The sequence below is a fragment of the Chryseobacterium formosum genome (assembly GCF_026460885.1).
Taxonomy (GTDB): Bacteria; Bacteroidota; Bacteroidia; order Flavobacteriales; family Weeksellaceae; genus Chryseobacterium; species Chryseobacterium formosus.
The window spans coordinates 370,070-382,477 of sequence record NZ_JAOVZW010000008.1 but is presented as its reverse complement, the minus strand read 5'-3'; the positions used below and the strand labels follow the sequence as shown (position 1 = coordinate 382,477).

At 32.9% G+C, this 12,408-nt stretch carries 12 protein-coding genes; 8 read left to right on the top strand and 4 right to left on the bottom strand.

Annotated features, from left to right (window positions below; all coding sequences use genetic code 11):
• Positions 1 to 22: 22 nt before the first annotated feature.
• The 3 genes from OF897_RS08045 to OF897_RS08035 all read left to right on the top strand — a co-directional run bounded on the left by OF897_RS08045 (position 23) and on the right by OF897_RS08035 (position 4,539).
• Positions 23 to 1,531 carry a sensor histidine kinase gene (locus tag OF897_RS08045; RefSeq protein ID WP_267265178.1) on the top strand — a complete coding sequence of 503 codons (1,509 nt, stop codon included), beginning with the start codon at positions 23 to 25 and terminating at the stop codon, positions 1,529 to 1,531.
• Complete coding sequence (locus OF897_RS08040) at positions 1,524 to 1,889, top strand: response regulator transcription factor (RefSeq protein WP_267265177.1); 366 nt, start codon at positions 1,524 to 1,526, stop codon at positions 1,887 to 1,889. The genes OF897_RS08045 and OF897_RS08040 overlap by 8 nt, the downstream gene beginning before the upstream one ends.
• Positions 1,890 to 2,031: 142 nt before the next feature.
• Positions 2,032 to 4,539, top strand: a complete 2,508-nt coding sequence (locus OF897_RS08035) for a hypothetical protein (RefSeq protein ID WP_267265176.1) — start codon at positions 2,032 to 2,034, stop codon at positions 4,537 to 4,539.
• A gap of 103 nt (positions 4,540 to 4,642) precedes the next feature.
• Here the strand turns inward: OF897_RS08035 and OF897_RS08030 are convergent, their stop codons facing one another.
• Entirely contained in the window at positions 4,643 to 7,396 is a 2,754-nt protein-coding gene (locus OF897_RS08030; RefSeq protein WP_267265175.1) for a fibronectin type III domain-containing protein, read from the bottom strand.
• 175 nt (positions 7,397 to 7,571) lie between these two features.
• On the opposite strand from OF897_RS08030, the gene OF897_RS08025 reads away from it, so the two are divergent.
• Positions 7,572 to 8,012, top strand: coding sequence for a contact-dependent growth inhibition system immunity protein (locus OF897_RS08025; RefSeq protein WP_267265174.1), 441 nt, complete (start codon positions 7,572 to 7,574; stop codon positions 8,010 to 8,012).
• A 51-nt stretch (positions 8,013 to 8,063) separates the two neighbouring features.
• Here the strand turns inward: OF897_RS08025 and OF897_RS08020 are convergent, their stop codons facing one another.
• A complete protein-coding gene (locus OF897_RS08020) occupies positions 8,064 to 8,645 on the bottom strand; it encodes a TetR/AcrR family transcriptional regulator (protein WP_267265173.1) in 582 nt (193 codons plus the stop codon).
• 73 nt (positions 8,646 to 8,718) lie between these two features.
• A complete protein-coding gene (locus OF897_RS08015; RefSeq protein ID WP_267265254.1) occupies positions 8,719 to 9,420 on the bottom strand; it encodes an SDR family oxidoreductase in 702 nt (233 codons plus the stop codon).
• Between the two features lie 321 nt (positions 9,421 to 9,741).
• On the opposite strand from OF897_RS08015, the gene OF897_RS08010 reads away from it, so the two are divergent.
• Together OF897_RS08010 and OF897_RS08005 are read left to right on the top strand one after the other, a co-directional pair.
• A complete protein-coding gene (locus tag OF897_RS08010; protein ID WP_267265172.1) occupies positions 9,742 to 10,029 on the top strand; it encodes a mismatch-specific DNA-glycosylase in 288 nt (95 codons plus the stop codon).
• Positions 10,026 to 10,244, top strand: a complete 219-nt coding sequence (locus OF897_RS08005) for a uracil-DNA glycosylase family protein (RefSeq protein WP_267265171.1) — start codon at positions 10,026 to 10,028, stop codon at positions 10,242 to 10,244. Before OF897_RS08010 ends, OF897_RS08005 begins: the two co-directional genes overlap by 4 nt.
• Positions 10,245 to 10,265: 21 nt before the next feature.
• Here OF897_RS08005 and OF897_RS08000 read toward each other — a convergent pair whose 3' ends face one another.
• A complete protein-coding gene (locus OF897_RS08000; protein ID WP_267265170.1) occupies positions 10,266 to 10,871 on the bottom strand; it encodes a DNA-3-methyladenine glycosylase in 606 nt (201 codons plus the stop codon).
• Positions 10,872 to 11,129: 258 nt separating this feature from the next.
• On the opposite strand from OF897_RS08000, the gene OF897_RS07995 reads away from it, so the two are divergent.
• Together OF897_RS07995 and OF897_RS07990 are read left to right on the top strand one after the other, a co-directional pair.
• The gene (locus OF897_RS07995) at positions 11,130 to 11,606 is read left to right on the top strand and encodes a Dps family protein (protein ID WP_267265169.1); all 477 of its coding nucleotides are present in this window, start codon (positions 11,130 to 11,132) and stop codon (positions 11,604 to 11,606) included.
• Between the two features lie 54 nt (positions 11,607 to 11,660).
• A complete protein-coding gene (locus OF897_RS07990; RefSeq protein ID WP_267265168.1) occupies positions 11,661 to 12,356 on the top strand; it encodes a LytR/AlgR family response regulator transcription factor in 696 nt (231 codons plus the stop codon).
• Positions 12,357 to 12,408 lie beyond the last annotated feature (52 nt).

The following is a 12,408-nucleotide window of genomic DNA, read 5'->3' as shown; positions in this document are numbered from 1 at the left end:
ACTTCAAAAACAGCTTATTGTAATGCATAATAATATTGAAATTTATCTTCAGGCTTTAAATTCTGCCAATTCTGGGATTATCATCACCGATAATACTCAGCCTGATAATCCTATTATTTATTGTAATAAAGCATTTGAAATCATTACAGGATATTCTCACAGCGAAATTATTGGTCACAATTGTCGTTTTTTACAGCAGGAAGATCGCAATCAGGAAGAAAGACAAATCATCAAAGATTGCATTTCTCAAGAAAAAGAGTGCAAAGTTGAAATGCGTAATTATAAGAAAAACGGTACTCTTTTTTGGAATGAACTCTATATTTCTCCCGTAAAAGATGCCGATAATAAAGTTACTCATTTTATTGGTGTACAAAATGATATTACTGACCGAAAACGTGCAGAAAATGAGCTCAGAGAAGAAAAACTTTCGGTTGAAAAAAAGATAAAGCAGAGAACCAAAGAACTGGTAGATAAAGAAGCTTTTCTTTCCAGTATTATTCAAACCGTTCGTGAAAGTCTTTTGGTTTTAGATAATGACTATAAGGTTTTAAGTGCAAATACACACTTTTTAAATTCATTTAAAGTTACCAACGAAGATACAGTAGGGAAACTGCTTTTCGAATTGGGAAACCATCAATGGGATATTCCTTCTCTGAAAAATTTATTGACAAAAATATTACCAACTAACAATCCTGTAATTGATTATGAAGTAGAACATATTTTCCCATTTATAGGAAGAAAAATTATGTTGCTTAATGCTTACAGAATTGAGTTTGAAGGACAATACAAAGACCGAATTTTAATCGCTATTGAAGATATTACAGAAAAGAAAGAGCTCGACAGACGAAAAGATGATTTTCTTTCAATTGCAAGTCATGAATTGAAAACTCCTTTAACGACAATTAAAGGTTTGGTGCAACTTTTACAAAGAATGATGCCGGAAAATTCTACGGAGCGATATATTTCTACTTTAGATAAAATTTCCATTCACGTTGACCGTTTAAACGAATTGATTAACGGGCTTCTTGATACCTCAAAAATTCAATCAGGAAATATTGAAATTCATAAAGAGCCTTTCGAAGTAGACAAACTTTTAAAAGATACTATTGAGACCATCTCAATTTCTCATCCTAGGCATAAAATTAATTTGGAAGGAATTACAAAAGCCACGATAATGGGCGATGATCTGCAGGTTACGCAAGTAATTAATAATTTGATTTCAAATGCAGTTAAATATTCACCAAATTCCAAAAACATTGATATTTATGCAAATAAGGTTGGAAATTATGTGAAAATATCAATTAAAGATTATGGTATTGGAATTAATAACCAAGATAAAGCAAAAATATTTAACCGGTTTTTCAGAGCCGGAAACATACAGAAAAAATTTCCCGGATTAGGAATTGGTCTTTATATTTCTCACGAAATTATTGCCAATCACAACGGTACACTTTGGGTAGAAAGCGAACCGGGACAAGGTTCCACGTTCAGCTTTACCCTTCCAATAATGAAAACTAATGATAATGAATAATAAGAAAATAATGGTCTGTGATGACGACCAAGGAATACTGGATGTGATTCAGATGCTGCTGGAAACGGAAGATTTCACAGTATTTACGGAAATCAACAGTCCGGATCTTATCGATAATATAAAAGAAAACTCTCCTGATCTCCTGCTTTTAGATTTATGGATGCCGCTTTTATCGGGTGATCAAGTGTTGAAAACAATTCGTCAAATGGATGATATTAAAAATATTCCTGTGATTGTTTTATCTGCAAGTGTTGATGGCAGTGATATCGCTTCAGATGCAGGTGCAGATGCGTTTGTTGCAAAACCGTTTGATTTGGATGATCTGGTTTCTAAAATTAAAGGATTGCTGATGAATTAGTTATATTTTCACACTTAAATTTTTCGTTCTACTAAATTTTCAAATCCTGTAATTGTATAGGATAAATCTTCTTGTGTTTCCAATTTCAAGCTACTCTGCTTAATCTCAGGCACCAAAAATCACTTTGGAATATGTTTTGTTAATGTCCTCAATAATAGCCAATAACCAAATGAAAGACTCAACCGTAAAAAAGAAAACGCTCAAAAAAAAGATACTTTGGACAGTCGGAATTTTTTTCGCCATTGTTTGCATTTTTCCATTTGCATTGGATTATTATCTGCAAAAAAAACTTCCCGATCTTATTAATGACAAAACACCTTACAAAGTTGAACTGAAAGGATTTAATTTAAGTTTAATAAAAGGTAATCTTAAAGCATCTGATCTTAAAATCACCACTAAAAATCCTAAAGACACTTCAGTAACACAAATAAATGGTACAATAAAAAGCATTAATATTGCAGATGTGGCTATTATGAAAGCTATTTTCAGTAAAAAATATCATGCTGAAAGCTTTCTCCTTACCGATTCCAACATTAAAGTAAAGTTGGCAAAGCCTAAAAAAAATAAAGAATCTAAAAATTCAAAATTAGATTTGCACATCAATAATGTTACCATCAACAATGTTTCTGCAGACATAGAAAACTTTATTGGAAAGCCCGTTTTTAAAGGTAAAAACATTATTGTCCAGCTAAAGGACATTAAACAGAGTGATCAAAAATCTAAAATTCCTTTGGCTTTTTCAGAGTTTAAAATAAATGCTGATGAGGTAAAAATTGGCGTAAATGATAATTATGAAATTGTAGCCGATAAAATAAATGCAGCAAACAAAAAGCTGGAATTATTACAATTTCATCTTAAACCTTTAAAACCTACCCATCAATACAATTCAAAAAACGTATTTGATTTTTCTACTCAAAATCTAAGTGCTGAAAACTTCAACGTCAGTCAGGATTCATTGATTGTTTCAAATATCACTTTTGAAAATCCAGATTTAAAAGTATATTCAACAGGAAAAAACATCGTCGATAAAACCGATAATCCAAAAGAAATTGATTTGAAAATAGGTTTAAAAAATATCTATTTCAAGAAAGGAAAAATTAATGTTTTTCAGAGTAATAAAGAAAAAACTGCTTCCGTTGACAATTTCAATTTTAATTTGAGTGATATTGTTTTCGATAAAAATACGGTAAAAGAAAAAATTCCTTTCCGATTTACAAAACATGATATTGAAGCTCAAAATATTTATTTTAAAGCAGATCCGCTTCAGGCTATTAAAATTAAAAGCATTTCTTCAAAAGACTCAAATATTACTATTGACGGATTTGAAATGATTGCTTTGAGCAAAAGTTCTACTAAAGACCTTTTTAACATCAATACAAAACAAATCAAAATACTGAACAACCAAAGTAAATATATCGGGCAAAAACTGAGTATTAAATTTCAAGGAATTGAAGTGAATAATCCTGAAATTAAAATTATTTCTGCAGTAAATAAGAAGAAACAAGCAAAAAAAACTACTACTCCACCAGAATTTACTGCAAATATTGGATTTTTGCATATCAATAATGGGAAAATTTCGCAAAAAGTTCAGAATTTGGATAAAATGTCCATCGGAAAGTTGGATGTGAAACTTGATCAGATTGTTTCAAACACTCAATTATTAAAAAGTAGTTTTCCTTTTGCCACGCAAAAAAGCGATATTAATGCCGAAAATATTTATTTGGATGCAGGTAAATACTACAAGCTAAAATTAGGTCAAGTAAAAAATAATGGTAAAACGACTGAAATCAACAGTTTTAATTATCTTCCAAAATATTCTCGAGCCGGGTTTAGCAAAGTGATTGCAAAAGAAGAGGATTTATATACCATTACTGCGAAAAAAATAAGTATAAAAGACAGTAAATCGATTTTTGAAGAACATAAAAATATAGATTTAAATACAATCGATATTGATGGTTTAAACTGTAATATTTATCATGATTTGGCTCCGCCGGATGATATTGCGGTACGATATCTTTTCAGTAAAAAACTTCGTGACGTAAAAATCCCTTTATTCATCCAAAAAATTAATCTAAAGAATTCTAATCTGGAATATGAAGAAAATGCAGAGAACAGCAATATTCCGGGAAAACTGACTTTTAACCGTTTTAATGCAACTATTTCTAATGTAAATAATGCGAAGATTAAAGGTAAACCAACCACAATAAATACCGATGCATCTTTTGATTTTTACGGAACTGCACCTACGAAAGTTAATTGGAAATTTGATGTAACCGATCCTGCCGATAAATTTACCATTAAAGGCAGTATTGAAAAGCTTTCTGCAGAAAATGTAAACCTTTTTGTACGTCCTTATCTTAATATTACTTTAGATGGAAATATTGATTACCTGAAATTTGATTATTACGGAAGCAATGCAGGAATTGCGGGGAAATTTTATTTCAAATACAATGAGATGTATGTCAATTTCCTTAATAAAAAAGGAAATGAGAGAAAACTTTTAAGTAAGGTTGCCAATTGGTTTGTAAAAGACGAATCGACTGGTGAACCCAATCACGTAGTTATCGAAAAGAAAAGAGAGCCGGAAAGAAGTTTTTTCAGTATGCTTTGGCAAGGCTTGATGGAGGGTTTGAAGAAATATCTTATTTAGAAATATACAATCTATCCCAAGAAGAATATTTATTAATTTTTAAAGAAAAAAAATCCAACCTGTAATAGCTCAGGTTGGATTTTTAGATAAAATAATTTTAGTTTTATTCTACAATAAGCTTTAAAGTAAATAATTTTCTGGTATGTACTTTTACAAAATAAACACCTTTCGGTAAATTTTCGTTTACTAAAGAGAATTTCTGGTCATTTACGTTTTTAGTTTCGTATAATAATTGTCCTGCAGCTGATAAAAGCTGAATTTTTTCAATAGGATAATCACTTTTAATGAAAGTCGGTTGTCCTGGTTTTGCAGGGTTTGGATAGAGAATTACATTTTTCTCAGTAGCATTGTGTGTCTCGTTTGTGCCTAAAGTTGCACCCACTACCTCAAAAGAAACTCTATTTGAAACTTCGGTATAGGAATCATTAGTAAACATTACCATATAATAATTTCCGGTCGTTGTTGGAACACCATTTACATTTCCGGTAATTGTTTTTGTACCTTGTGTAACTCCGTCAAAATAAGTGTATGATGTAAATTGATCATTTGGCACTTGCACACTTTGAGGATAAATCCCTAACCAATCTTTGATGATTCCCGGAGAATCCGTCCATGATGCTGTGATATTTTCTCCTAAAGTGTAAACCGGTTTATTGATCCAAAGATCGGTAACAATGTCACCTACTTTAAAGAAAACCTTCTCACCTATTTGCGTGTAACCATCTTCTAAAAGATAAGTTGCATAATAATATCCTTTTGGCAATCCTGTAAAGTTTTTTGTTCCGGCTGCAGTAGTTACATAACTCCAAGCTGCAGAAGGATTTGCTGATCCCGGTACTTGTCCCATTTTGTAGATTCCTATCCAGTCATTCGTAAGATTGGGTCCGTTAGAATAATTTACTACAACAGTTCCACCAACAGGATAAGAATCTGCTGTCGTCTGTAAAACAACTTTTGGTCCTACGTAGAAATTTTTTCTACCGGTAATTTCTGTATATCCATTATTAGCAAAGAAGCCTGCAAAATACTGTCCTTTTGTAGCTAAACCTGTATTGAAATTGGCTGTTCCAGAAGTTTGTCCGTCAGTATATTTATAAGTCTGGGAAGTTACTGCGGTAGGATTTTGCCCTTTTTTGTAAATTCCTATCCAATCCTGCTGATTTCCGGGACCATCTGTGTAGGTTGCAAGGATGGCTTCGTTTTGAAGATATTCGGTTTTGTTTAAAACCAATTGAGGATTAGAAACCACACTTCCGGTTATCTGAAAAGATTTTACATCACTCCAATCGCTCCACTCCAGATTTCTGTCTCTGTAACGTACTTTCACGTAGTAAACCCCGTTTGTGATAGAATTCGCCGGAATAGTTGCTTTTGTAATATCTACTCCTGCATTTATATTCTTTGTAACATCAGGATTTCCGGTACCGTCTTTTCCGAACCAGTTTTCATAATCACGGTAAAATTCTTTATCAATTACAGAAAAATCTGCTGTCTTACTGATAAGGAACTGAGAAGTATTTAAAAGTTCTGAAGTTGTAGTTGAAAAAGCACTTCCGTTTAAAGTCAAAGGTAAAGTTACAGGTGCTGTAAATACATTGTTAACAGCAGGTTTTGTAGGTTTTGCTAAATTTTTATATCTGTGGAAGCTGTCAACCAAAACACTGTTTTTTTGGTTATAAATACTTCCTATTGAATAGCTTTCAACATCAACTTTTCCGTTGGTAACATCAACTTCAATAATTTGATACGTCCAATCAGTCAGTGTTTTTTGCACGTCATCGAAATCCTGCTCGTTAGACATTCCCCAATATTGATCCCACGCTGTTCCACCAGAAATAATTTGATAGTTAGGTGAATTTTTAAGCTGTCCTCTGTGATAAAGGTGATGGTGAGCGCCAACATGCATTAAATATTTGTCTGAAGCGGTCAACATTGGTACGGCTGTATTTCTTACCCACGTAGAAATATCACCAACATATTGTTCAGCCTGATAAGGTCTGTGACTTAAAGAAATAATCCAATGTACCGTATTATCTGTAGCAGCGGCAGCAAGAACCTGTTGAAGCCAAGTTTGTTGTGCAGCACCTGTATGTTCTGAACTTAAACTTACGAATAAAACATTTCCAGCCTGTTGTGCATAGTAGTTTTCGTTTCCTGAGCTTATATTTTTGTAGCTCAATTCATCAATAAAGAAGTGAGCGTAGTAAGAACTCATTCCTAAAGTTCCGTAAGTTTCATGATTTCCCACAGTAGTTTGAATGGGAAGATAAGGCGAAAGCTTTTGGTTTTTCTTAAAGTGAACATTTTCATAATGGTCAAGTGTTCCTACGTCTACTTGATCTCCCACCATAAAAGTTAAAGCGATATTGTCTGAAGGATCGTTTGTTGCACCAAATCTTTCTTTAATTTTTTTGTAAGCATGAAGATTAAGAGAGTCGTATCTCGGCTCATTTTTGATTTGATTATCTCCCATAATCAGAAATCTGATTTTCCCATTTGCCGTTACAGGCTGCCCTGGAAGAGGAAGTGTACGAAAATTATATACCGCAGATTCGTTGGTTCCTGTTTTAGTTTTGTAATAATACTTTGTATTCGGCTGAAGATTCGTAATTTTTGCCGTGTGATAAAAGTAATTGTTACTATATCCGGTATCAGAAAAAATATTAGTTGTTCCGGTAACAGTAACACTTAGATTCGTAGGAGAAGTTCCGTAGTAAACGGTAGTTTCGTTATTGGAAGATGTTTTCCAATTCACAATCATCGAGTTGGGAGTTGGGTTCTGCAGATAAGGAACCAACGTTTGCCCAAAACAGATTTGTGTGACAAAGCAGCAAAGCAGCAGTAAATAATGTTTCATAAGATGGAATAATAGGATTAGGTTTTTGATGCGGCAAAGCTATGTACTTCCTATTATCACACTATTAATGGTCTGTTAACTATTATTTACATTATCTAATCAGTTTAAATTGAATCTTAACCTATATTTAATAAAAATTTCAAACCAAATGTTAAAATTTCAATAGAAATTAATCATGGAAAACAATTATAAATTTAAAACATTAGAGAATCTTGAAAAAAAGATTTGGCAAGAATTAGATGCTGATGAAAATTCATATTTAATTGTAACCTGCAATCGTTTACGTAAAAAACCTCTGAATGATTTTTCTATTGAAGATTTAAGGATTATGATTGGTCAAAATATAGGTTTAGACTATTTAATCCCGATTGCTACTGAAAAATTAAATGAAAATATTCTTGCTGAAGGAGATTTCTACGAAGGAGATTTATTGAATACAGTTTTAGAAAGTAACATTGAATATTGGAAAAACCACAAAGAAAACTATTCATTAATCTGTGACATTTTTCAACGAAATGAGTCTTTACTGAAAGAACTTGATACAACTTGGGAAATTAAAAAAAATTGGTTTGAATCGTTTAAAAACTTCAAATCAATTAACAAAACAAATAATTAAAAAAGCCTCAATTAAAATTATAATTGAGGCTTTTTATTGAAAATAATTATTTTAAAGGACAGAGAAAACGCCCTTAATAATATCATCATAAACCTGTTTATTTCTTTCTCCACTTCGAGCCAAAACCCTAATTCCTGAATAGTTATTAAAGATAAATCTTGCTAAAATTCGGGCTTCCAGTTTTTTAGAAATATGACCTGAATCCTGACCTTTTTGTATTGCATTTGTGAAAATATCTTCCATAACCTGTCCATTATTTTGAACGATTTTTGCGATTTCTTCGTCGTGCATGGCTAATTCAACGGAAGAGTTTACCATAAAGCATCCTTTAGTAATTCGATCTTCCAGACTTTCGATAACTGCTTGTTTGAAAACATCTTGCAATGTCTCTTTTATATTTTCTGATGTATCGAAAAGATTTGCTATTGCATCTTGATTCTGATTTTGATACCTTTTTAAAGATTGCGAAAATAATTTTTGTTTATCCCCAAAAGTATCATACAAACTGGAACGGCTTAAGCCAAGATGTGTAACCAAATCCTGAGCAGAAGTTCCATTGTAACCTTTGTGCCAAAATATCTCAATTGCTTTGTCTAAAGCTTTCTCCTCATTAAATTCTTTAGTTCTTGCCATGATTTCAAAATTAAATAACCCTACAAAGATACAAAATTACGGAATGATTATTCCGTAATTTGAGAAAAAAATTTTACATTACAGAATTAACAGTTAAACCACCATCGACAACGATTTCTGTTCCTGTAGTAAATGATGAGTCATCTGAAGCTAAGAATCCAACAGTTTTTGCAATTTCATTGGCTTGTGCAAAACGTTTCAATAAGATTTTTTCTCCTAAAGCCGCTCCAAGACCTTCAACTTCTTCTTTTTCCAATCCTAATTTACTATAAATCGGTGTTTCGACAGGACCGGGAGATACAGCATTTACTCTGATTTTTCTTGGTGCTAATTCTGTAGCGAAAACTTTGTTTAAAGATAATAAGGCTGCTTTACTTGCCGCATAAACACTTGAATTTGGCATTGCAAGATGAGCGTTAACTGAAGTATTAAAGATAATAGAAGCACCATCGTTTAGAATTGGCAATAATTTCTGAATAGTAAAATAAGTTCCTTTTACATTGATATCCATAATACTGTCATAATGCTCTTCAGATGCTGAATCTAAAGGTGCAAATGCAGCGATTCCGGCATTTAAAAATACTACATCCACTTTTCCGAACTGAGAAGAAACTTGCTCAACTAAACTGTCGATAGATTTTAAATCTGATTGATCTGCCTGAATTCCTATTACATTCAATTCAGCCTCAGCTTGTTTCAAAGATTCTTTGTTTCTTCCTGTTACAATTACTTTTGCACCTTTTGCTGATAATTCTGATGCTGCTGCAAATCCGATTCCGCTATTTACTCATGTTACGATAGCTACTTTGTTTTCTAAATTTTTCATTTTAAATTGTTTTAAATTATTAATTGTTGAATTATTATGATGCAAATGTACAATTACGGAACGATCGTTCCTTAATAATAAATGTTAAATTTTTTTTAATTTTTTTTCAGTTTTATTTTATTCAAAATTTCTAAGAATGATTTAGGATATTTTATGCTCAAGCGATAAATGTAATAATCAAAAAGTCGACATCTTTCAAAATTTAAGAATCATAAAATTCGTTTGCAAAAATTCAATAACATTCATTAATATTATATAATCATTTTTATCATGTTAACAGATATTATCAATACAAATCTTGAAGTTATTTTTGTCGGAATTAATCCTGGCTTAAAATCCGCTGAAGACGGACATCACTTTTCCGGAAGAAGTAATCGTTTTTGGAAAGTTCTTTATCTTTCGGGGTTTACTTCTCATCAAATTGAAGCCGAAAATGATACTACTATTTTAGATTTCGGATATGGCTTAACTACAGCTGTAGCTAGAGCAACTTCTCGGGCAGATGAACTTTCAAAAGAAGAATTTGATCATTCTCTTGAGTTTTTAAAACCAAAATGACAAAATTTCACCCAAAATATATTGCATTTTTAGGCAAGATTGCTTACAAAACATTTTCCGAAAAAAAACAGATTTCTTGGGGATTGCAGTCTGAAGAATTTTGTGGCTCAAAAGTTTGGGTTTTGCCTAATCCAAGTGGTTTGAACCGTGGATTTTCTCTTGAAGACCTTGTCCACTCCTATCAAGACCTTTATCTGGAAATTCAAAAGAAATAAAAAGGATTTTTTTGCTCAAATTTAAAAATTATTCGGCTTACTTACATATTTATTGCCTTTTACAAAAAATCGCCACGGTAAAAATGCATCTTCTTGAGCGTAAGCAACTCCTACTCGTGGTACTTCAGCAATCTCATCAGAATTGTATCGGATATGATGATCTTCAAGCCAGATTTCTTCTCCGGTTAAGTCTTTTTTATTGAAAGATCCATCAATTCCCAAAGCTTTTGATACAGAACCAGGTCCTGATGAAATTGTAGTTTTCGTAATAGGCATTTTCCTTCTTGATTCAATGATCTCTTTGCCTATTAATGGTTCAACAGTTCTTATCAATATTCCGTGAGGTTCGCCTTCAAAAGAAGTAACAATATTGAACAGATGATGAATTCCGTAACATAAATACACATAAGAAATACCGCCTTTGCCGTAAAGAGTTTCGGTTCTTTTGGTGCGCCGACCTCCATACGCATGAGATGCTTTATCTTGCTCACCAAAATATGCTTCGGTTTCTACGATGATTCCTGCGGTTATTTCATCATTTATATTTGTAAAAAGAACTTTTCCCAAGAGATCTTTAGCCAGAAAAAGAACATTCTGATTGAGATAATATGATAATGGAAGTTTCAAATTAAATTATTTTGCTGATTACAAATTTACAATTCAAATTTATATCCGAAATGATGAGAATTAATGGAATAACTGCCTAAATTCCAAAGGCAGTAAATCCTTTTTTACTTTTAAATAATTTATTGAAACTTACTCTATACCAATTCCACCGACTCATTTTGCCCATTCACCGAAAAACCCATCATTTCCATAAGATTCTTACAGACCTTTACACAAGAATTAGAGCAACAACGCTCTGAAACTTAAAATCTCAATATTATGAAAACAAACATCGGACTTACAGAGCAAAACACAGAAGCAGTTGCAGAACAATTGGCAAAATTATTGGCTGACGAAACTGTACTTTACATCAAAACCAGAAACGCCCACTGGAACGTGACTGGCGACAATTTCCACGCCAACCACATCTTCTTCGAAGAACAGTACAAACAATTAGATGAATTAATCGACAGCGTTGCAGAACGTCTTCGAAAAATCGGGCATTACGCACCTGCCACAATGAAAATCTATCTTGAATTGACGCATCTTACAGAATACAGCGAGAGAACCAACGACGGATTGGGCTTTATGAAGGATTTATTAAAAGACCACGAAAGCATTATCGATTTTCTAAGAGGAAATGTGACGTCTTTCGCCGACAAATACAAAGATTACGGTTCCAGCGATTTCATCACAAGCCTGATAGAAACGCACGAAGAAATGGCTTGGATGATTCGTTCTTACTTCAGAAATTAAAGAAAATAAGAAAAGGAATAATTATATTTGTGTCAACCATAATAAACTATCCCTATGAAAGCCTTGATTGTTGATGACAACGATATCGCAAGAACCACACTCGCACACTTAGCAAAACAAGTCCCGAATCTGACGATTGTCAATGAATATTCAAACGCGATTGAAGCTTACAATCATTTGCAGAACAATCAGATAGATTTGATATTTTTGGACATCGAAATGCCGGAAATGACAGGAATCGAGCTCACTAAAAACCTTTCTGGGAAAGACATTATCATTATTTTCACCTCATCCAATAAAGATTACGCACTCGAAGCTTTCGAACTGAATATCGCAGATTACATCCTGAAACCTGTGATGCCAGCAAGATTTTTACAAGCCGTGAGCAAAGCACAATCGATTTTGGAAAGCAGAAAAGAAGATGTGGAAGTCACCAAAGATGAGTTCCTTTTCGTGAGAGATTCTAATATCACAAGGCGTTTGAAGCTCGATGATATTTTTTATGCGGAAGCAATGGGCGATTATGTAAAATTCTACACAAGAGAAAAAATGTTCGCCATCCACGGCAAGATGAAAACCGCAGAAGAACGTTTGCCAAAAGATGATTTTATCCGTGTTCATAGGTCTTTCATCATTGCGGTCAACAAAATAGACACGCTTCAGGACGGCGGAATTATGATAAACGGAAAATTCATTCCCGTTGCTGATGCGTACCGAAAAGCGCTCAACACAAGAATGAATGTCTTTTAAATTTTTATTTGACTACGTCGAACCACTTTGTTAGGTTTGGGCAGCTTAATCC